Annotated in this window: 18 protein-coding genes and 1 pseudogene; 11 read left to right on the top strand and 8 right to left on the bottom strand. The window is 70.4% G+C overall.

Annotation, left to right across the window (positions count from 1 at the left end; genetic code table 11):
- Positions 1 to 61: 61 nt before the first annotated feature.
- Both ACN28I_RS21750 and ACN28I_RS21745 read left to right on the top strand, forming a co-directional pair.
- On the top strand, positions 62 to 763 hold the full coding sequence (locus ACN28I_RS21750; protein WP_420943874.1) for a hypothetical protein: 702 nt from the start codon (positions 62 to 64) through the stop codon (positions 761 to 763).
- Positions 760 to 1,134 carry a DUF2019 domain-containing protein gene (locus tag ACN28I_RS21745; protein WP_420943873.1) on the top strand — a complete coding sequence of 125 codons (375 nt, stop codon included), beginning with the start codon at positions 760 to 762 and terminating at the stop codon, positions 1,132 to 1,134. The genes ACN28I_RS21750 and ACN28I_RS21745 overlap by 4 nt, the downstream gene beginning before the upstream one ends.
- Before the next feature lie 40 nt (positions 1,135 to 1,174).
- Here the strand turns inward: ACN28I_RS21745 and ACN28I_RS21740 are convergent, their stop codons facing one another.
- Positions 1,175 to 2,584: a hypothetical protein gene (locus tag ACN28I_RS21740; RefSeq protein ID WP_420943872.1), complete on the bottom strand. Its 1,410-nt coding sequence runs from the start codon at positions 2,582 to 2,584 to the stop codon at positions 1,175 to 1,177.
- 183 nt (positions 2,585 to 2,767) lie between these two features.
- Between ACN28I_RS21740 and ACN28I_RS21735 the strand changes: the two are divergent.
- Together ACN28I_RS21735 and ACN28I_RS21730 are read left to right on the top strand one after the other, a co-directional pair.
- A pseudogene (locus tag ACN28I_RS21735) lies at positions 2,768 to 3,691 on the top strand (M3 family metallopeptidase); the annotation flags it as partial.
- Positions 3,692 to 3,800: 109 nt separating this feature from the next.
- Positions 3,801 to 4,901 carry a M3 family metallopeptidase gene (locus tag ACN28I_RS21730; RefSeq protein ID WP_420943871.1) on the top strand — a complete coding sequence of 367 codons (1,101 nt, stop codon included), beginning with the start codon at positions 3,801 to 3,803 and terminating at the stop codon, positions 4,899 to 4,901.
- Positions 4,902 to 4,907: 6 nt separating this feature from the next.
- Here the strand turns inward: ACN28I_RS21730 and ACN28I_RS21725 are convergent, their stop codons facing one another.
- Positions 4,908 to 5,327 (bottom strand): hypothetical protein, encoded by a 420-nt coding sequence (locus ACN28I_RS21725; protein ID WP_420943870.1) that lies wholly within the window; start codon positions 5,325 to 5,327, stop codon positions 4,908 to 4,910.
- A gap of 150 nt (positions 5,328 to 5,477) precedes the next feature.
- On the opposite strand from ACN28I_RS21725, the gene ACN28I_RS21720 reads away from it, so the two are divergent.
- On the top strand, positions 5,478 to 6,032 hold the full coding sequence (locus ACN28I_RS21720; RefSeq protein ID WP_420943869.1) for a VUT family protein: 555 nt from the start codon (positions 5,478 to 5,480) through the stop codon (positions 6,030 to 6,032).
- A 17-nt stretch (positions 6,033 to 6,049) separates the two neighbouring features.
- Here ACN28I_RS21720 and ACN28I_RS21715 read toward each other — a convergent pair whose 3' ends face one another.
- Entirely contained in the window at positions 6,050 to 6,706 is a 657-nt protein-coding gene (locus ACN28I_RS21715; protein ID WP_420943868.1) for a hypothetical protein, read from the bottom strand.
- A gap of 142 nt (positions 6,707 to 6,848) precedes the next feature.
- Positions 6,849 to 7,748 (bottom strand): expansin EXLX1 family cellulose-binding protein, encoded by a 900-nt coding sequence (locus tag ACN28I_RS21710; RefSeq protein WP_420943867.1) that lies wholly within the window; start codon positions 7,746 to 7,748, stop codon positions 6,849 to 6,851.
- A 350-nt stretch (positions 7,749 to 8,098) separates the two neighbouring features.
- On the opposite strand from ACN28I_RS21710, the gene ACN28I_RS21705 reads away from it, so the two are divergent.
- Positions 8,099 to 8,488: a hypothetical protein gene (locus tag ACN28I_RS21705; protein ID WP_420943866.1), complete on the top strand. Its 390-nt coding sequence runs from the start codon at positions 8,099 to 8,101 to the stop codon at positions 8,486 to 8,488.
- A gap of 1 nt (position 8,489) precedes the next feature.
- Here ACN28I_RS21705 and surE read toward each other — a convergent pair whose 3' ends face one another.
- A complete protein-coding gene (surE, locus tag ACN28I_RS21700; protein WP_420943865.1) occupies positions 8,490 to 9,452 on the bottom strand; it encodes a 5'/3'-nucleotidase SurE in 963 nt (320 codons plus the stop codon).
- A 280-nt stretch (positions 9,453 to 9,732) separates the two neighbouring features.
- Between surE and ACN28I_RS21695 the strand changes: the two genes are divergently transcribed.
- Genes ACN28I_RS21695 through ACN28I_RS21685 form a run of 3 tightly spaced genes read left to right on the top strand, consistent with a single transcriptional unit; the run spans position 9,733 to position 12,959 of the window.
- Positions 9,733 to 10,776, top strand: a complete 1,044-nt coding sequence (locus ACN28I_RS21695) for a 50S ribosomal protein L11 methyltransferase (protein ID WP_420943864.1) — start codon at positions 9,733 to 9,735, stop codon at positions 10,774 to 10,776.
- Complete coding sequence (locus ACN28I_RS21690; protein WP_420943863.1) at positions 10,773 to 11,552, top strand: hypothetical protein; 780 nt, start codon at positions 10,773 to 10,775, stop codon at positions 11,550 to 11,552. Before ACN28I_RS21695 ends, ACN28I_RS21690 begins: the two co-directional genes overlap by 4 nt.
- A 6-nt stretch (positions 11,553 to 11,558) precedes the next feature.
- Entirely contained in the window at positions 11,559 to 12,959 is a 1,401-nt protein-coding gene (locus tag ACN28I_RS21685) for a WS/DGAT/MGAT family O-acyltransferase (protein ID WP_420943862.1), read from the top strand.
- A 15-nt stretch (positions 12,960 to 12,974) separates the two neighbouring features.
- Here the strand turns inward: ACN28I_RS21685 and rsgA are convergent, their stop codons facing one another.
- Entirely contained in the window at positions 12,975 to 14,036 is a 1,062-nt protein-coding gene (gene rsgA, locus ACN28I_RS21680) for a ribosome small subunit-dependent GTPase A (protein WP_420943861.1), read from the bottom strand.
- A 52-nt stretch (positions 14,037 to 14,088) separates the two neighbouring features.
- Here rsgA and ACN28I_RS21675 point away from each other — a divergent pair, with 52 nt between their 5' ends.
- The gene (locus ACN28I_RS21675; protein ID WP_420943860.1) at positions 14,089 to 15,156 is read left to right on the top strand and encodes an AbrB family transcriptional regulator; all 1,068 of its coding nucleotides are present in this window, start codon (positions 14,089 to 14,091) and stop codon (positions 15,154 to 15,156) included.
- Between the two features lies 1 nt (position 15,157).
- Here ACN28I_RS21675 and ACN28I_RS21670 read toward each other — a convergent pair whose 3' ends face one another.
- A complete protein-coding gene (locus ACN28I_RS21670) occupies positions 15,158 to 16,576 on the bottom strand; it encodes a sigma-54-dependent transcriptional regulator (protein WP_420943859.1) in 1,419 nt (472 codons plus the stop codon).
- Between the two features lie 238 nt (positions 16,577 to 16,814).
- Between ACN28I_RS21670 and msrA the strand changes: the two genes are divergently transcribed.
- Positions 16,815 to 17,423 carry a peptide-methionine (S)-S-oxide reductase MsrA gene (gene msrA, locus ACN28I_RS21665; protein ID WP_420943858.1) on the top strand — a complete coding sequence of 203 codons (609 nt, stop codon included), beginning with the start codon at positions 16,815 to 16,817 and terminating at the stop codon, positions 17,421 to 17,423.
- Positions 17,424 to 17,497: 74 nt separating this feature from the next.
- On the opposite strand, the gene ACN28I_RS21660 is transcribed toward msrA, so the two are convergent.
- The gene (locus ACN28I_RS21660; protein ID WP_420943857.1) at positions 17,498 to 19,237 is read right to left on the bottom strand and encodes an Ig-like domain-containing protein; all 1,740 of its coding nucleotides are present in this window, start codon (positions 19,235 to 19,237) and stop codon (positions 17,498 to 17,500) included.
- Positions 19,238 to 19,270 lie beyond the last annotated feature (33 nt).

The following is a 19,270-nucleotide window of genomic DNA, read 5'->3' as shown; positions in this document are numbered from 1 at the left end:
CTTTACCGTCCTCATGTGGAGCTACCTGGGGATGGAATTCTGGGGGCTCCTCGAGGGGTGGATGGTGCTCTCGGAGGAGTCCGCTCGGGCCACCACCTTCGCGGAACTGCGCGAGGCAGGCGAGCGGTTCGGTCAGCGGATCGGGCCCAACAGCGTGCGCATCCTGGTCATGGTGGGTACGGCGGCGATTGGTGAAACGGCCGCGCTGATGTCCAGGGCACCGAATCTGCCGGGGTTCGCGAACGCTTCACTTCGGGGTGTGCAGCATGGTGGTGTGCGCGTGCTTGGGGCGGCGGCCGGGACGGAGCGGGTCATCGTATCGGTGGCCGAGGGCACCATCCGCGTCGTGCTGCCAGCCAACGCCCTGGCCATGTCCGGTGGTGAGCCGCGCCAGAATCCCTCCCCGAGCAAGACGGACAAGACCAGCAAGGAGGGCAGGCTTCTATCCAATGGGCATCGGGCCTTCAAATCCTTCAAGGACTTCAAGGATTACATGGGGAAGGCGGGCGAGGGGAAGCAGTGGCACCACATCATCGAGCAGCACCGAGGCAACGTAGAGCGATTTGGTCACGAAGCCCTTCACAACACCGAGAACGTGATTGCCTTGGATAAGAACGTGCACGAGGAGATCAGTGCGTTCTACTCGTCCAGGCAAGATGCTGCGGGTGGAATGGTGGTTCGTGAATGGCTCCGCAATCAATCCTACGAGCAGCAACGAGCCTTCGGTTTGAAGACCTTGAAGCGGTTTGGAGTCATTCTATGAAAAAGGCACACTGGAAGACGCTCTCGACGGAGCAGCTGGTTGAGGAGTTTGGAACCCTTTCGGCTGGTCATGGGCGTGACATCGAAGGGGCGAAGCCCAAGGCTGCGAATCGTAAGTTCGACGTCCTCGTGGCGATCCGTAGGGAGTTGAGGGAGCGAGGCCCCGAGGCGCAGCGGCAATTACTGAAGTTGATGGATTCTCCCGCGCCAGGAACTCGCTACTGGGTTGCTTCGTATGCGCTCGAGTTCGCACCCAGCGAAGCAGAGCGCGTGCTCGCCGAACTGGCGAAAATCCCCAGGAGCCTGGTGGGTTTTACTGCGGAGTGGACACTGCAGGAGTGGAAGGCGGGCACCTTCAATCCCGCTCTTTGATGATTGGTCGGGCCTTGGAGGTGCTCGTTTGGCGTAATCCTCAAGGCGCGGCGGGCAGCGTCCAGAGGGTGGAGAAGCGATGGGCCCCGCCGGTGCTGTCGAGCCAGCCCGAGATGCTCGTGCTGTTGGCCAGCAGCGGCCCCAGCTCCAGTCCCACGGTGAAGAGGCCCGCGAGCTCCTGGCTGGAGACGACGTCCATCAGCGACACCTGGTTCAACCCGCTCGCCAGCCGCTTCGGGTCCACGGTGAAGTCCACCGCGTGCGGCAGCTTCGCGCCTCCCTGCGGCAGCGCCGTCAGAAGCGCCTGCACCACCGCCTCGTCGTTGCCCACCACGAGCTGTTTGCCCTTCAGCCGGACGAAGAGGGTGCCTCCCTTCACGTCCAACGCGTACCCGTCCGCCAGCGCCTTCGCTCCGGGGAACTTCGCCACCGGGGCGAGTGCGGCCTTCATCGCCGCGGCGTCCGTCACCTCGGCGGCGACCGCCTGGCGCGAGGCGAAGAAGCGGCCCTCGGGCGTGCGCAGGTTGGGGCGCGACTTCACGCTGTCCACCACCACCAGCACGTTGCCCGTGAGGCGCTCGGACACCGCGCGAGAGATTGACGACACCTCGGCCGGAGGACAGGCCGGGCACGCCTGCTGGATGAGTGCGCGCACGCTCCCCACCGCCTGGCTCACCCCGGACGGTGCCACCCGCGCCCGCGAGAACAGCATCCCCTCGGGCTTCATCGTCCCGTAGGGGCTCGTCCCCGTCGTCTGGAAGGGCGGCAGCGGAAGCTGTGTGGCCGTCCCCTCCAGCCGCAGTTCCGTGGCGCTGCCATCCACGCCCACCACCATGCCCCGCCCGGGCAGCAGCACGTAGACGGCTCCGGGAAGCTGCCCCAGCCGCGCGTCCGGCTTGGGCGCCTTGCCCACCAGCCGCGAGACCTCCTTCACCATCACCGCTCCCTGCCCATCGTCGACGAAGCCCCCGCCCGTGGTCGAGAAGGCACACGCCTCCTGGCCCTTGAGGGCGTAACCGGCATTGCCTCCGGACTCGCGCGGGATGCTCACCGTGGTGACTCCGCCCGAGGTCGTGGGCTTCACCTCCGTCTTGCCACTGCCGGAGATCAGCATCCCGGCGGCCTTCTCCTGGAAGAGCTTCGGGTCCTTCAGCCGCGTGCAGGAAATACGGCCATTGGAGCGCAGGGACACCGTCATGGGGCCCGTGGGGTCGATGCCCAGGCGGGTGAGGGTGTCCGGCTGGCTGGGGTCGAACGAGAGCCAGGGGTGGAGCTCGGCGTACCAGACGATGGGCCGCAGCAGGGCCGCGTGCTGTCCCGCACGGTCCAGGAAGGCGGTGACCCCCTGGATCTCATCCAGCCGAGGGATGTGGACGACGGTCCCCGAGGCGCTGGCGGCGCGGGGCGCGGGGGCGGCGGCGAGCGAGGCCGCGAGGACGAGGGCGAGCATGGTCCGCTGTGAGTGCAGCGCTCCCCGGGCCCTGTCAAGGTGAAGTCCCAGGGCATGTCTGTTCCCCTCCAACCTCCCGGTGGGCCTGCCTCGGGCCGGGGACGTGCACTCCCTGACTGCCCGCCTGGCATCCCTCTCGCGATTGCTGCCAACCGCGAGCCGCTGCCCTAACGTCAGCGGGTGATGACTGCGACCATTGCCGACAATCCGCTGCTTCAGAACGAAGGACTTCCGAAGTTCGACCGTATCCGCCCGGAGCATGTCGAGCCGGCCATCCGCGAGCTGCTGACGCGCCTGAACGCCGACCTCGATGCCCTCGAGCGCGACGTCCAGCCCACCTGGGAGGGGACGGTGGCGCGCCTGTCCGCCATCACCGAGCCGCTCGGCCTCGCCTGGGGCGCGGTGAACCACCTCATGGGTGTGCAGAACAGCCCCGAGCTGCGCCAGGCCCACTCCGCCGTCGAGGGGGATGTCGTCGAGACCTTCATGCGCATCGGCCAGAGCGGGCCCCTCTACCGGGCACTCAAGGCCCTGCGCGAGGGGCCGGAGTGGAAGAAGCTCGATCCGGCCCAGCACCGCGTCGTCGACGCCTCCATCCGCGACGCCGAGCTGTCCGGTGTGGGCCTCGAGGGCGAGGCCCGCGAGCGCTTCCAGGAGATCGAGCGCGAGCTGGCCGAGCTCTCCACCCGCTTCACCAACAACGTCATCGACGCCAACAAGGCCTGGTCCATGACGCTCACGAAGCCCGAGGAGGTGGAGGGTCTGCCGCCCAGTGCGCTCGCCATGGCCGCCCAGATGGCGATGCAGGGACTGGCCGAGGGAGCCCCCGAGCCCACCCCCGAGAAGGGTCCCTGGCGCATCACCCTGGATGCTCCCAGCTTCGGGCCCTTCATGGAGCACTCGCGCCGCCCCGAGCTGCGCGAGAAGCTCTATCGCGCCTTCGTCACCCGCGCCTCCTCCGGCGACTCGGACAACGGCCCCCTCATCGAGCGCATCCTCACCCTGCGCCGGGAGAAGTCGCGCCTGCTCGGCTACCCGTCCTTCGCCGAGGTGAGCCTCGCCGCGAAGATGGCGCCCGGCGTGCAGGCCGTCGAAAAGCTGCTCGGTGAGCTGCGAGACGCCGCCCGCTCCCGCGCCCAGGCCGAGCTGACCGAGCTGCACCGAGTACGCCCGCCGCAAGACGGGCAATGCCTCGCTCGAGCTGAAGCTGTGGGACGTGCCCTTCTGGGCCGAGCGGCTGCGCGAGGAGCGCTACGCCTATACCGACGAGGAGCTTCGTCCGTACTTCGCGCTGCCCCGCGTGCTGGACGGCCTGTTCGACACCGCGAAGCGCCTCTTCGGCGTCACGGTGCGCGCCGCCAACGGCGAGGTCCCCGTGTGGGACCCGAGCGTCCAGTTCTTCCGCGTGGCCGACGAGTCCGGCAAGGACATCGCCGCCTTCTACCTGGACCCCTACAGCCGCCCGGCCACCAAGCGCGGTGGAGCGTGGATGAATGGCGCGCTCGACCGCAAGCGCCAGCCGGATGGGAGCCTGCGGCTGCCGGTGGCCTACCTCGTCTGCAATGCCACGCCTCCGGTGGGCAACAAGCCCGCGCTCCTCACCTTCCGCGAGGTGGAGACGCTCTTCCACGAGTTCGGCCACGGACTGCAGCACATGCTCACCCGCGTGGACTACCCCGAGGCCGCCGGCATCAACAACGTGGAGTGGGACGCCGTGGAGCTGCCCAGCCAGTTCATGGAGAACTGGTGCTTCCACGAGGAGACCCTCTCCCGGCTCGCCCGCCACGTGGACTCCGGCGAGCCGCTGCCCAAGCACCTGCAGGACAAGATCCGCGCCGGACGCATCTTCCGCGCCGCCTCCATGTCGCTGCGCCAGGTGTACTTCGCCACGCTGGACCTGGAGCTGCACCACCGCTACCAGCCCGGCGGCGACGGGCAGGCCGGATTCCTCGAGGTGCAGAAGCGCGTGGCGAAGGAGAACACCGTGCTCCCGCCGCTCCCGGAGGATCGCTTCCTCTGCTCCTTCACCCACATCTTCGCGGGCGGGTACGCCGCGGGCTACTACAGCTACAAGTGGGCCGAGGTCCTCTCCGCGGATGCCTTCTCCGCCTTCGAGGAGGCGGGGCTGTCCGACGCGCAGGCGCTGTCGCGCACTGGCCGGCGCTTCCGCGACACGGTGCTCGCGCTCGGCGGCAGCCGCCACCCGCTGGAGGTCTTCCAGGAGTTCCGCGGCCGCGCTCCCAGCACCCAGCCCCTGCTCAAGCAGACGGGCCTGCTGGAGACGCAGGAGCTCGAGTCCACGGCGCCGATGATGTAGCGCGCCTCAGCGCCTCCTGGCCTGGGTGAGCCCCGCCTCCTGGAGGCGCTCGGCCGCCCAGGCCTCCGCGGCCGCCAGGTGGGGGAAGGTGGCCAGCGGCACGGGCAGCGGCTTGAAGAACAGGATGGCGCTGAGCGACAGCCGGACGATCGGCGAGACGAGGATGATGGCCGAGCCCACCACCTGCTCGCGCAGGGCCCGCTCGTGCTCCTCGAACCACTCCACCTGGCGCCAGCGCTGCTCGATGGGCACCAGGCCGATCCGGCTCAGGTCGACGAGGAGGATGAACCGCTCCCCGCGCCCCAGGTAGCCGGCGAGGGTGGCGAGGCACGCCTCGTGCCCATGGGCGGGCAGCGTTCCCGGCAGCCCGAGGTGCAGCAGGGGCCAGCGCGAGTCATCGAAGGTGGCTCTGTCGAAAGCGGGCATGTCATCCGAGCCCCAGCCGTTGCGCCGCGCGGAGCACCATGCCGATGCGGGTCTGGCTCATGGGCCCCATTCTGACAGCCTCCAGGAAACGTGCTATTCGGCGCGCCCGGGTGGCTCGGCCCCCTTCTTCTCGTCGTGGAGCAGGCAGCAATGGAGCAGCGTCGAACCGAGGGGTTCATCTATCTGGCGGGCTTCGGAGCCTCGATTCCGCTGTCCAATTGGATGATCGGCCATGTGGGTGTGGTGTGCCCGGACCAGGGGCCCTGTCTGCTCCCCGTGGGGCCGGGCCTGCTCGCCCCCAGTGGCGTCCTCGTCGTCGGCATCGCCTTCGTGCTGCGCGACCTGGTACAGCGCCGGCTGGGCAAGGGCTGGACGCTGCTGGCCATCACCCTGGGCGCGGTGCTCTCCGCGCTGCTCGCCCCCCCGCCCCTCGTCGTCGCCTCGAGCGCTGCCTTCGCCATCTCGGAGCTGGCCGACTTCGCCGTCTACACGCCCCTGCAGCGGCGCGGCCTCGTGCTGGCCGTGCTCGCCAGCAGCCTCGTGGGCCTCGTCGTCGACAGCGTCCTCTTCCTCCAGCTCGCCTTCGGGAGCCTCGACTTCCTCGCGGGGCAGGTGGTGGGCAAGGCGTGGATGGTGCTCCTGTCGCTCCCGTTCGTCGCCTGGCTCCGGCGCAGGGACGAGCGGCTCGGCATCCAGCCCGCCTGACTCCTCCACGCCCCCTCTCAGGAGACGCCTTCGCGGCGGGAGCGGTCCTCCTTCACCGCCGCCAGCGCGATGAGGTCCGCAGCCCGGCGGGCCTGCTCGGAAGAGGGCGCCGTACGGGTGAAGTCCGCCAGGGCCTCGCGCAGTGCTTGCTCCACGCGCTCGGTGCGGCGGAGTCCCTGTGACTCCAACAGCCAGCCCAGGGCCCGGTGGGCATAGGGGTGCCAGGCCTCCGCGCCGCCCGTCGCCTCGGCGGTGAGCGCGATGACCCGCCGCACCGCGTCCGACAGCACCGCCGCGCGATCCTCCTCGTCCGGCGGCAGCGCCACGGAGCGGAAGTACGTGTCGAGCGTGCAGAGCCACTCGTGGGCCACGCCGAGCGCGGAGAGGATGCGCTCGATGTTGCCCTCCACGTCCAGGCCGGACGGCTCGTCCTGGCGGGGGAAGAGGCCGTGGAAGCCGTGGGTGTACCAGGCCCCGGCGTGCTCGGCGAGCAGCGCGTCCACGCCCTCGTGGAGCGTGCGGCGCGTGCGTTCGTCCAGGTGCCGGGTGCCCGTGGGCAGGTGGGGGGCCAGGTACTGCCGGAGACGTGCCGCGAGGTGGGCCGGCCTGAAGTCGTCGAGGCTCTCCCGGATGAGAGCCCAGGTGTTCTCGTCCCCGTGCTTCTTCCTGCTCATGGCGCCTCCCCACCGGAGACCCGTCTCGCGCTACCGCGTGCCGCGAGCCGGACGAAACGCGCGTAGCGCACCACATCCCCGAGGGCTTGGGGAGAAAGATCCTCGGGGCGAGTAGTGCAGTGTGCAGCGGACGTGGGAGGTCTCACGGAAGCGGGGAGAACTGGCGGAGACCGCTGACGATCCGCGAGTCCAGGATTCCGGGCAAGGTGTCCTGGACCACCTCTCCATCCCACGACGTGACGCGCAGCGGAACGAGTCCCAGGCCGAGGCCCGTGGGCTGGACGAAGTAGTTGTAGTCCTGGCGCGGCACCTCCACCCAGGTGACGAGGTTCCACCACTCCAGCTTGCGGATGGGCTTGTGGTGGTTGCGCACCTGGATGCCGGTCCACCACTGGCTGCTGCCCTCCTTGAAGCGGTAGCGGAGGGGCCCGGTCACGGGGCAGGTGACGAAGCGCCACTTCACCTGCACGCGGCCCGCGGCCATGTCCGCCAGCTTCGCGAAGGCCGAGGGGCTCAGGTCCAGATGGCCCGGCGTGGTGCAGTCGGGGCAGCTATCCACGATGCGCACGCGCAGGGTGCCCTTGGGCCCCTGAATCTCGGCGCAGGCGCCGCACACCGCGCTGCCCTGGTACTCGGTCTTGATGATGGCGGCGACGTCCAGATCCTCCGGGGTGGGATCGAAGCTGCAATTGCCCTCGCCCGTCGCCTCCCAGTAGTAGGTGATGACGCCATCCCTGAACGCGCTGATCGGGCGCGCGGTCATCGTGCTGCCGCTGGTGCCCGCGTCGGGGCTGGAGCCGGTGCCCGCATCAGGGCTGGAGCCTGTGCCCGCATCAGGGCTGGAGCCGGTGCCCGCGTCGGAGCCGGAGCCGGTGCCCGCGTCAGGACCAGCGCCTGTGCCCGCGTCAGTACCGGAGCCGGTGCCCGCGTCGGAGCCGGGGCCCGGTGGTTCATCGGGGTCCGTGGGGGGCTGGCATGCGGCCGAGCACAGCAGCACGGCGGCGAGGGCGGAACGAACGAGGAAGGAGGATGTGCGACGCATGGGGCACGCTCCACGGGAAGAGCCGCGTGGCCGTCATGGTGCGCACCTCGTGGACTCCGCGCACGCCGTGCCTTCTCACCTTGTCACACTCCAGCCATCTGTCTTCCCGTTCTCCAAGAGCACACCGGAATTCCGAGAGTGGTGCGGACACATCTTTCCGTCTGAATCGCGCCATGAATCAAGGTGAACGATCGCTCCACCAGAGTCGCTCCGGTGAATGTCGTTCCCGAGGATAGAATCGAACCGTCATGCCCGTTCCCTCCAAGCCAGGACCTCATGCCTCCAACCGTGCGTCCATGACGCGAGCGGCCCTGGAAAGTCTCCGGGCACCTCCGTTGGCGACCTGCCTGGTGCTCATCAAGCATCCCGAGCAGGGCGATGAGCTCAACGGCAAGGCGCTGTGCGATCAGATCCGCCAGCTCCTCAAGAACCAGCCGGGCACCTTCTGCTTCTTCCACGAGGGCACCGGGATGGTGAACGCGCGCATCGGTTATGCGAGCGCGTTCAAGGAGCTCGACCGCGAGCTGGTGGAGCGGACGACGGAGGTGGTGTGCGCCATCCCCGGTCCCATCCCCCGGATGATGCTCTACACGGTCGCGACGATCGCCGAGAAGCCCTGGACCATCTTCCGCACCCGCCCCGAAGCCGAGATGCACATGCGGATGCGGGGCTATGACGCCGCGGACTACACCCAGCCCTTCGAGGGGACGCTGAAGCTGAAGGTGCTGGGCCGCTCCTGACTCACGGGCGGCGCAGCCTCGAGTTCAGCCAGCCCTGGCCCGGGCGCGCCGACCCGTCCACCGCGAGCGGGGTGATGGAGATGGCGCCCTGCTCCAACGCGGTGGTGTCGGCGTCCTGCTGGGTCTCGGGGGCGCACTGGATGTCGAGCCCGCAGATGTGCCCCGCCGAGTAGTAGATGCCGTTGGCGTCCACCCGGTAGTACCGCGGGCGGACCACCTCCGCGTGTCCCACGCTCGTCACGCGGGGCGGCTGCACGAGCGCGGGGTCGAACTTCCCCTCGGCATCGAGCACGACAGGGTAGTTGACGTTGAGGGCGACCCGGCCAGGCAGCAGCGGCTCGCCGGGCCGGGCGGTCTCACGCAACTGGGCAATCAGCTCCTTGACGAAGGCCGCGGCATGGGGCGCCGCCGCGCCGGTCTGCGAGAAGCCCGTGCTCGCGTCCTGCATGTGGATGGAGATGCTCACGGCCAGGGAGGGCACGCCTTCCTCCGCGGCGGTGACGGCCGCGCCGACCGTGCCCGAGTGGTTCACCGCGCGTCCCACGTTCTGGCCGGAGTTCATGCCCGAGACGACGAGGTCGGGAGGCACGTCTCCCAGCACCGCCGACAGGCCGAAGAGGACGGAGTCGGAGGGCGAACCCGTGATGGCCCAGGCCTCGCCCGGCGTGCCGCCGCACGAGAACTCCGAGCGCGTGGCGCGCAGGTACAGGTTGAGGCCGAGCGCGCCGCTGCTGCCGCTGCGGTCGGCGGAGGGCGCCACGACGGTCACCTGATGGCCGGCGGCGCACAGCGTGTCGCGCAGCAGGCGCAGGCCGGACGCGTTGATGCCGTCGTCACTGGTCAGGAGGATCCGCAGCGGGCGCTCGGCGGCGGGCGAGGAGGCGCCGGGAGAGGCCAGGGCCTCCGTCCCCGTCCCGAGGAGCGAAGCGAGGAGGAACATGCCGAGGGTGCGAGAGGTGCGCATGGATGACCTGGGGGGGCTGCGAGTGTGGAGTTCTCAAAAGAGAGAACGGAAACACCCCGCGAAAGTCGCAAATCCGAGCCGCGCTTCTCGTGCCCCCCACGGCTCCGCGAAAGGCCAGGAACAACTCCGTCACGGTCCGTGAGTGTTCATCCTCGGAAAGTCTCATTGTCCTCGGGTACACGTCGGGGGCGCCGGCTCTTCCCCAGCCCCTACCTTCCGCGTATTCAGGAGTTTCCTGTTGTTGGGCCGGAAACCGGCGCTGTGCGCCGTGGGGGGAAGTATGGCGAACCTGAGAAATCTGCCGCGTCAGGCCTGGGGTGACCTCCAGTCGAAGCTGCGCCACCTGCCGTTGGTGGGGACGCTGCGCAACATGCTCGTGGACGCGCCGGAGCTGTCCAGCCCGGCCCCCCGGGATTCGGGGCTGGTGGACGCCGGGCGCGTGGAGGCGTACCAGCGCGCCATCGAGCGCTACGTGCGGCCGGGCCAGGTGGTGGTGGACGTGGGCACGGGCACCGGACTGCGGGCCCTGCTCGCCTCGAAGCGGGGCCCGCGCAAGCTGTACGCGGTGGATGCCTCGCGCAACCTGGACACGGCGCGCTGGGTGGCCCGGCGCAACGGGGTGCCGGACATCGAATTCGTGCGCACGGACAGCGCGCGCTTCCGCCCTCCGGAGAAGGTGGACGTCCTGCTGCACGAGCAGCTCGGGGACGCGCTCTTCGACGCGGGGCTCATTCCGCGGCTGCTGGGCCTGCGCGACAGGCTGCTGGTGGACGGCGGCCGCATCCTCCCCAACCGCTTCGAGGTCTTCTTCGAGCCGGTGCAACTGCGCGAGGAGGCGCGCCTGCCCTTCATCTGGAACCAGCAGGTGCCGGATGTGGACTTGAGCTGCCTGCAGGTGCTGCGGGACACGATGAGTCCCGCGTACTTCACCCGCTTCGTCCGGCCGCAGGACGTGGAGCGGCTGCTGTGCCACCCGGAGCCGGCCTTCGCGCTCGACCTGGAGACGCTGCGCGCGGGCTCGCTGCCCCAGCGCCTGCGCCTGGCGCGGCCGGTGGTGCACGAGGGGCGCATGGACGGCCTGTGCCTCTTCTACCGGGCCCGCTTCGACTCCGAGCTTCTCCTTCGACACCTTCCCCGAGCGCCCGCGGGCATGTACCCCGGTACTACTGCTGCGGATGGACTCCCGGGACTTTGCCCGTTACGAGACGATCTGCCTGGAGCTGTCGTTGCCGGAGCTGTCGGACATCACCACATGGCGATGGAGCTTCCTGTGAGGGTACCCGTCTGCCTGTCTCCCGATTCATCCTGCTCTCCCTGCTGTTGACGTCGTCCGCTGGTGCCCAGGCCCCCGGCGGCCAGCAGGCCGGGGGCGGAGCGCGCACCCTGGCCGGCCGGTGCGGCTCGGCCAACTGGGTGTGCGTGGCCCAGTGCATCGATGTGTCGTGTGTGGAGCGGTGCCTGGCCAAGGGCTGCGAGAAGGCGCTGGGGGCGCTCGCGCAGTGCGCGGCGAAGTCCGGCTGCGGACCGGACGACTCGGACTGCGTGGCGCGCGTGTGTGGCAAGCAATGCGGGCGCACCTTCGAGCCCGCGCCGCGCAGCCCCGAGAAGGAGTCCCCGGACCCGTGCGCGGACGCCTCGCTGGGCTCGGGGGCGGTGCCCAAGGAGCTGGTGGGCCGCTGGTCGCTGGAGGCGGCGAGCATCCGCCCGGAGGAGAAGGCGAAGATCGTCGGACAGGAGAACACGGACGCGGAGCCGCGCCCGGACTACGCGCGCGCGCTGGAGGTGACGCCCGGAGGGTGCTTCCTGCTGCGGACGAAGCTGGAGGACGCCACGTTGGGCCGGGGCAACGCGCTGGAGGTCCGCGCCTGGGGCGCCTTCCAGGTGAACGAGAAGGACGACACGGTGGAGCTGCGGACGAAGTCCGGACAAGCGGTGGGGCCGGTGTGCGGCAAGCCGCGCGTCATCGGCCTGTCCAAGGGCAAGTTCCAGCCGACCCTGTACACGTACGATGTGGAGGGAGACACGCTCACCCTGACCGCGAAGACGCCCTCGCTGCAGACGTTTCAGTTCCGCCGTCAGACGGCGGAACAGGCAGAGTAGACGGATATGTCCGAGCGGATGCACCCTTCCGACGCGTCGTGGCTCCAGATGGAGGAGCCCACCAGCCTCATGGTCATCACGGCGGTGCTCTGGTTCGACGAGCCCCTGGACTGGGAGCGGCTGAAGGACGTGGTGCACGAGCGGCTGGTGGAGCGCTACCCGCGCTTCCGGCAGCGGGTGGTGACGGGAGGGCTGCTGGGGACGGCGCGCTGGGAGGACGATCCGGACTTCCGCCTGGAGACGCACCTGCGGCGCACGCGGCTGCGGCCCCCCGGAGACCGGGCCGAGCTGGAGCGGATGGTGGGCGAGTCCATGAGCACGCCCCTGGATTTCTCCCGCCCGCTCTGGGAGCTGCACGTCATCCAGGGGTACGAGGAGGGGAGCGCGCTGCTGATGCGGGTGCACCACTGCATCGCGGATGGCATCTCGCTGGCGCGGGTGCTGCTGTCGCTGACGGACGAGCGCGCGGACGGTGGCGGCGGGAGGGCCGGCTACTTCGAGGAAGCGGAGGAGGCCCCGGGGACGTTGACCCGGCTGCTGCGGGGCGCACGGACGGTGGTGGGCTCGACGCGGGCGGCGTGGAAGCGGGGCGCGGAGCTGCTGGCCGAGCCCATCCAGCTCATGGACCTGGCGGTGGAGGGCGCGCGAGGGGCCTCGGCGCTGAGCCGGCTGCTGACGCTGATGAACGATCCGCCGTCGCCCTTCACGGGTGAGCTGGGACGGGTGAAGCAGGTGGCCTGGTCACGGCCGGTGCCGGTGGGGAAGGTGAGGGAGATCGGCCACGGCACGGGCAGCACGGTGAACGACGTGGTGATGGCGGTGGTGGCGGGGATGCTGCGCCGCTTCATGGAGGATCGCGGACAGCCGCCCGAGGACGTGCGGGCGGTGGTGCCGGTGAACCTGCGCTCGCTGAGGGAGCCCATTCCGCGAGAGCTGGGCAACCGGTTCGGGGTGGTGTTCCTGCCCTTGCCGCTCGGGCTGGAGGACCCGGTGGAGCGGCTGTGGGAGCTGAAGCGGCGGATGGACAAGCTGAAGCGCTCGCCGGAGGCGGCGGTGGTGTTCGGCATGCTGTCCGCGGCGGGGATGGCGCCGGCGCCGGTGGAGCGGATGGCGGTGGACGTGATGAGGAAGAAGGCCTCGGTGGTGCTGACGAACGTCCCGGGGCCGAAGCGTCCGGTGTACCTGGCGGGGGCGAGGCTCGCGGGAGTGATGTTCTGGGTGCCCATGGCGGCACGGCTGGGCGTGGGCCTGAGCATCTTCAGCTACGCGGGCCACGTGACGCTGGGCGTGGCGGCGGATGAGGGCCTGGTACCGGATCCGCGCGAGCTCATCGAGGACTTCGAGGTGGAGCTCGAGGCGCTGGCCGAGGCGGTGAGGGACTCCGGCCATTCCCGGCCGCTGCACTGAGCCCCTGGGGGCCCGTCACCGGCCGCGCTTCTTCTGGGAGTCCGTGGAGGAGCGCGGGGCCTTCTTCGTGTCCGGCTTCACGCGGGGCTCCTGGCGGGCCACTTCCTGGCCGAGCTTGAGGTAGCTCTCCAGGCGCTCCGGGGCGAGCTGCCCGCCGCGGATGGCCTCGTGGACGGCGCAGCCCGGCTCCTTCTCGTGGCGGCAGTTGCTGAAGCGGCACCCGGCCGCCAGCTCCTCGATGTCCGTGAAGGCGGTGCGCAGGCCCTCGTCGCTCTCCATCAACCCGAGCTCGCGCATGCCGGGCGTGTCGATGACGAGGCCGCCCTGCGGCAGCACGAACAGCTCGCGGTGGGTGGTGGTGTGCCGGCCCTTGTCGTCCTCGCGCGTGGTGCCCACCTCCATGCGCGCGGAGCCCAGCATCCGGTTGATGAGGGTGGACTTGCCCACGCCGGACGAGCCGATGAGCGCCACCGTCCGGTTGCCGCCGATGTACTGCCAGAGCGCGTCGAGCCCCTCGCCGGTGTAGGCGCTGACGGTGTGCAGGGGGACGTCCGGGGCCAGGGCGGCGATGCGCTCGCGGGCCGCCTCCACGTCCTCACACAGGTCCGCCTTGGTGAGCACCACCACGGGCTGGGCCCCACTGTCCCAGGCGACCGTCAGGTAGCGCTCGAGCCGCCGCGGATTCAGGTCCCTCGTCAGCGCGGAGACGAGGAAGACCACGTCCAGGTTGGCGGCCACCACCTGCTCCTCGTCGGCCCGGCCGGCGGCCTTGCGGACGAGCTGGGTGCGCCGGGGCAGCACCGACTGGATGACGGTGGTGCCCTCCTGGCTCTGGGGCTCGAAGGTGACCCAGTCGCCGACGACCGGGCGCACGGACTCTCCCTTGCGGATGGCCATGCGCAGCCGTCCGGGGATGGTGGCCCGCAGATCTCCCCGCGCCGAGAAGAGCACGTACTCCACGCCATAGTCGGCGCCGATGCGCGCCGGCTCCTCGACTTCGCTCGCACGGGAGCGCCAGGCCTCCTGGAAGGGGGGCCCCCAGCCGAGCTTCTCCAAGACGTGATCATCCATGCTCATGGGGCGCTCACACTATGCCCATCGCGGCGGGGTTGGGGTAGGGAGAAGGTCCATGGCGACGGACTCCCAGCCCGAAGGACGGCCGCGCTCCCGCGTGTGGGCGGTGACGGTGGCGACGCTGCTGGGCGCCGCGCTCGGCGAGTGGACGCGTGTTCCCGCCGGTGCGCTCCTCGGGGGCATGCTGGTGTCGCTCGTGGCCGCGCTCTCCCTGTCGGTGCACGTCCCCGTGCCCCGCCCGCTGCTGCTGGCCTCGCAGGCCGTGCTGGGCGCCACCCTCTGCTCCTCCTTCAATCCCTCCGCGTGGAGCGCGCTCGCCGAGCACTGGCCCGTCGCGCTCGTCAACGTCGTGGGTGTGGTGGTCATCGGCCAGGCGGTGGCGCTCGGCTTCGCCCGGCTGGGCGGCGTGGATGTCCGCACCGCCACCCTCGGGCTGATGCCGGGAGGCGCCTCGGCCATGGTGGCGCTGAGCGAGGAGCTCGGTGCCGACTCGCGGCTGGTGACGCTCTTCCAGTACCTGCGCCTGGGCGTGGTCATCGTCGTGGCGGCGGTGGTGGGCCGGTGGTCGGGCTCCATGCCGGACACGCAGGTGGCCACCGTCGCGGCGCTGCCCGGAGCGCCGTCTCCCCTGGTGGCGTGGGGCACGACAGCCCTCGTCGCCGTCATCGGCGGAGCGGCGGGGACGTGGCTGAAGCTGCCCGCGGGAGGCTTCCTCGGGCCACTCCTGCTGGGAATTCCCCTCACGGCCCTGGACATTCCGGTGGGCGCCTGGCCTCCGGGCGTACTGCCCGTGGCGTTGTGGGCGATCGGGGCCCGCGTGGGCAGCCACTTCGACGAGGCGGCCATGCTCGAGCTCAAGCGCGTGATGCTCGGCGCCCTCGGGGCCGCGGTGGCCATGGTGGGCGGGTGCCTGCTGCTCGCGTGGCTCTGGTCCTCCGTGGGCGGGGTGGATCTGCTCACCACCTACTTCGCCACCTCGCCCGGTGGGGCCGACTCGGTGCTCGCCATCGCCCTGGAGACCCGCGCCAGCCTCTCACTGGTGCTCGCCGTGCAGGTGGGGCGGCTCCTGCTCATCTTCCTCGTCGCCCCCCTGTTCATGCGCCGGCTGGCCGCGCGGCGGTAGCTCACACCAGCCCGTGCTCCTCGAGCTTGTTGTAGAGGGTGCGCCGGCTGATGCCGAGCAGGCGCGCGGCGAGCGTGCGGTTGTCCCCGGCGCGATCGAGGGCGTCCACCAGCGCCTGCCGCTCCATGTCCTTGCGCTGTGACTCCAGGGTGCGTCCCTCGCTCCCGGTGCCGCCGCCCGGTGCGGGCATGGCCAGGGCGTTCGGGAAGGGGCTCGCGGGCGTGGGAGCCGGCGCCATGGGGACGATGCCCGGCTGCCGCGCCACCTCGCGCCTCACCTCGTCCCCGGTGAGGATGGGGGTGTCGGAGAGCACCACCAGGCGCTCGATGAAGTTCTGGAGCTGGCGCACGTTGCCGGGCCACGGCTGGGCGCGCAGGGCCTCGAGCCCGTCCGGCGTCAGGGTGAAGGGCGGCCGGCCGTTGGCCTTCGCGTGTACGTCCAGGAAGTGCCGCACGAGCGGCTCGATGTCCTCGGGCCGGGCGCGCAGCGGGGGCAGCCATACCGGCACCACGTTGAGCCGGTAGAAGAGGTCCTCGCGGAACTCGCCCTTGCGCACCATCTCCTCGAGGTTGCGGTGCGTGGCCGCCACGAAGCGCACGTCCACCTTCAGCGTCTGCGTGCCGCCGAGCCGCTCGAACTCGCGCTCCTGCAGCAGCCGCAGCAGCTTCACCTGCACCTGCGGGGTGATGTCGCCAATCTCGTCGAGGAAGAGGGTGCCGCCGCTGGCCAGCTCCACGCGGCCGGGCTTGCGGGTGGCCGCGCCGGTGAAGGCGCCCTTCTCGTAGCCGAACAGCTCGCTCTCCAGCAGCGTGTCCGGCAGGGCCGCGCAGTGCAGCTTCACGAAGGGCCCGCCGCGCCGGGGGCTGGCGTCGTGCACCGCCTTGGCGGCCAGCTCCTTGCCCGTGCCGGACTCGCCGCGCAACAGCACCGTGGCCGTGCCCGAGGCGGCCCGCGTCAGCATCGCCTGCGCCTCGGCCATGGCGGTGCTGCCGCCCACGAAGGAGCTGGCCTCCTTCACCAGCGGACGCGCCCCCTCCTCCTGCTGCGCGCGGAGCAGTGCCTTGCGGATGCTGAAGAGGATCTCCTCCCGGTCGAAGGGCTTGAGGGCGAAGTCCGCGGCACCGGCCTTCATGGCCTCCACCGCCAGCGGCACGGTGCCGTGCGCGGTGAGGAGGATGACGGGGACGTCCGGCCAGGAGCGTCCCACCTCGGCCAGCAGCTCCAGGCCTCCCATGCCGGGCATGCGCACGTCGCTCACCACCACGTCGATGGGCTTGCGGCCCAGCAGGGCGAGCGCCTCCTGTCCGTTGGACGCCGTGTGCACGGTCAGCCCCACCTGGCCCAGCAGCGCGCCGAGCACCTTGGCCACGGCGGGGTCGTCATCCACCAGCAACACGTTTCCCTTCAGCAGCTCGGCCACGGTGCTTCGTCTCCTGGTACGGGGGGGGCCGGCGGGCGCATGGGAGGCCGGCGGGCGTACCGGGCCGATGCTACCGCGCCCTTCCTGGCGCGTCAGCGCCGCCGCGCACGGATCGCACCCGGTGTGAGGGTCCCCGTCTTCCCGGGCCTGGTCATCCTGCTCGGACGGCGAGCCGGTGGGGGAGCGCGGACAGGGGAGGGGAGGGGGCCGTGGGTTCTCCAAAGGAGGAGCATCCCCCATGAACAGGCTCTACCGGATTCTCGCGGTGCTCGTGGCGCTGGTGGCGGGCGGGGCGCTCGGAGACGAGGGGCGTCCCCTCGCCAGGGCGACGTTCGCGGGGGGCTGCTTCTGGTGCATGGAGCCCCCCTTCGACAAGGTGGAGGGCGTGGTGTCCACCACGTCGGGCTACACGGGCGGGCAGAAGGAGAACCCCACCTACGAGGAGGTCTCCTCCGGCGGTACGGGCCACATCGAGGCCGTCGAGGTGGTGTACGACCCGGCGAAGGTCGGTTACGAGCGGTTGCTGGACCTCTTCTGGCACAACGTGGACCCGCTCACCGCGGACGGCCAGTTCTGCGACCGGGGAAGCCAGTACCGCTCGGCCATCTTCGTGCATGACGAGACGCAGCGGCGGCTCGCCGAGGACTCCAAGCGGCAACTGGAGGCGTCGGGGCGGTTCTCCCAGCCCATCGTCACGGAAGTCCTCCCCGCCCAGGCGTTCTACCCGGCCGAGGCGTACCACCAGGACTACTACCTCGAGCACCCGCTCAAGTACCGCTTCTACCGCTCCTCGTGTGGCCGGGATGCGCGTCTGCGGGAGGTGTGGGGCGAGGAAGCGGGGAAGTAGGAAACCGGGCAGCCAGGGGCCCTTCTCCTCCGGCGCCGGGCCCATCGAGGCCCCGGCGCCGGCGAACCCCACCGCTACGGGTGGAAGTAGACGTTGTCGAGGAACACCGTGCCGCCGTTGGGCGCGACCAGGACCATCTGGGCCAGGTGGTGCATGTTCGCCAGGCCCGTGAAGTCGCTGGCCAGCGTCAGCTCATAGGACAGCCACGCCCCGATGGCGAGCGGCGGCGTCGAGTCGGCCGTGAGGGTGGCGGTCCCCTCGGTGTCGTCGTCGCCACCAAAGCGGCCGTCAGGCCCGAAGTCGACCAGCTTCACCTGGAAGTTGGTCGCGTTGTCCGGCGTCCACAGGTCCAGGTGCAGTTTGGTGAGTCCCCGTCCCGCCGCGTCGATCTGGTTGTCACCTTTACCGTCACCGTCCTCGTCGGGGCCATAGAACTCGACGCCGATGAAGGTCGCCGTGTTGGTGAAGACGTACTTGCGGGGGGCGGCGCTTCCCTCGCCGGTGGTGATGGCGAACGGCTCCCCACCGGACCCGGCGCTCCAGAACGTCAGCCACGTGTCGACATCGCCGCTCTTGTCGGAGTCCGTGCCCGTGTAGCCGCCCGTCACGGAGCTGTAGAGCGAGTAGACGGACTCCGAGGGCGCATGGGCGGGCGCGGGAGGCAGCGTGGCCGGCTGGCCCAGCACGCCGGTGACGGTGATGGCGTAGGAGCCGCTGACGGCCGCGCCACCGAGCGTGGCGGAGATGGTCACCGGGCCGCCCGCCCCCACGCCGGTGATGACGCCGCTGCCGTTGACCGTGGCGACCGACGGGTCGGACGAGGTGAAGTCGAAGAAGGTGTTGGCCACCGGCTTCACGGTGACCGGGCTCCCCGGGTCGCCCGCGATGGTGAAGACGGCCTGGCTCTGGTTCGGGTCGATGGTGTAGGTGCCGGCCGTCGCAACCGACGCCGCGGTGGTGGTGCCGTTGCCGATGGAGGCCGTGGCCGCGCCGAGGACGCCGGTGCCGAGGTGCTCATAGATGACGTCGGCGAGGTAGAGGGTGTAGTCGTCGGGTGCGTCGGCGACGTGGAAGAGGCCCCCCACGTTCTTGTACCTGGCCGGGTTGGGGATGGGGATGGTGAACTTCTGCCACGCCGTGGTGAGCGCGAGCGCGGCCCGCTCACTGCCGTAGCCGGTACCGGAGCCGGCGCCCGCGTCGTTGCCGATGCCCGCCACGTTGAGCGTCCCGGCCTTGCTCGCCTTCGCCCAGAAGGTCAGCGCGTTGTAGGCGGACAGGTCGCGGGGCGTCGAGGTCACCCAGGCGCCGCCGGAGTACCCAGTGCCACCGGTGACCTGGAAGTTGATGATCTTGCGGCCGTTGAAGGTCTCGGTGGCGTCGACGGTGACGCTGTTGATGGCGCCGCCGAAGCCCAAGAAGGTCACGTCCGTGCCATGGCCGTCGTAGAAGACGACCTGGTTCGCGTCGGACGGGGCCGGCGCCGCGGTATCGCTGACCGTCACGCTGGTGGAAGCGCTCTTGCCGGAGACCGTGGCGGTGATCCGGGCCGTCCCGGCGGCCACGGCGGTCACCAGGCCACCCGGGCTGCTCACCCTGGCGGTGGCGGGGGTGTCGGAGTCGAAGGTCGCGTCCGCCGTGAGGCTCTTTGTCGAGCCATCGCTGTAAGTCCCGGTGACGGTGAGCTGCTGGGTGGCTCCGGCGGCGAGGGGGATGCTGGCCGGGGTCACACTCACCCCCGTCAGCGTGGCGGCGGGCTGCTCAGCCGGGTCGCAAGCCGTTTGTACCAGGACCATCAGCAGCAACAGAGAGGACACGACCAGGCGATTCCGTGGGGTCATCACGCAATT

Source organism: Archangium gephyra (assembly GCF_049060025.1).
Taxonomy (GTDB): domain Bacteria; phylum Myxococcota; class Myxococcia; order Myxococcales; family Myxococcaceae; genus Archangium; species Archangium gephyra_A.
The sequence above is the reverse complement of the archived record's forward strand: the minus strand, read 5'-3'. Positions and strand labels throughout refer to the sequence as shown.

Coding starts and splice junctions, on each gene's coding strand:
- ACN28I_RS21750 (WP_420943874.1), top strand. CDS start 62: ATGGTGCTCTCGGAGGAGTCCGCTCGGGCCACCACCTTCGCGGAACTG.
- ACN28I_RS21745 (WP_420943873.1), top strand. CDS start 760: ATGAAAAAGGCACACTGGAAGACGCTCTCGACGGAGCAGCTGGTTGAG.
- ACN28I_RS21740 (WP_420943872.1), bottom strand. CDS start 2,584: ATGCTCGCCCTCGTCCTCGCGGCCTCGCTCGCCGCCGCCCCCGCGCCC.
- ACN28I_RS21725 (WP_420943870.1), bottom strand. CDS start 5,327: ATGCCCGCTTTCGACAGAGCCACCTTCGATGACTCGCGCTGGCCCCTG.
- ACN28I_RS21720 (WP_420943869.1), top strand. CDS start 5,478: ATGGAGCAGCGTCGAACCGAGGGGTTCATCTATCTGGCGGGCTTCGGA.
- ACN28I_RS21715 (WP_420943868.1), bottom strand. CDS start 6,706: ATGAGCAGGAAGAAGCACGGGGACGAGAACACCTGGGCTCTCATCCGG.
- ACN28I_RS21710 (WP_420943867.1), bottom strand. CDS start 7,748: ATGCGTCGCACATCCTCCTTCCTCGTTCGTTCCGCCCTCGCCGCCGTG.
- surE (WP_420943865.1), bottom strand. CDS start 9,452: ATGCGCACCTCTCGCACCCTCGGCATGTTCCTCCTCGCTTCGCTCCTC.
- ACN28I_RS21695 (WP_420943864.1), top strand. CDS start 9,733: ATGGCGAACCTGAGAAATCTGCCGCGTCAGGCCTGGGGTGACCTCCAG.
- ACN28I_RS21685 (WP_420943862.1), top strand. CDS start 11,559: ATGTCCGAGCGGATGCACCCTTCCGACGCGTCGTGGCTCCAGATGGAG.
- rsgA (WP_420943861.1), bottom strand. CDS start 14,036: ATGAGCATGGATGATCACGTCTTGGAGAAGCTCGGCTGGGGGCCCCCC.
- ACN28I_RS21675 (WP_420943860.1), top strand. CDS start 14,089: ATGGCGACGGACTCCCAGCCCGAAGGACGGCCGCGCTCCCGCGTGTGG.
- msrA (WP_420943858.1), top strand. CDS start 16,815: ATGAACAGGCTCTACCGGATTCTCGCGGTGCTCGTGGCGCTGGTGGCG.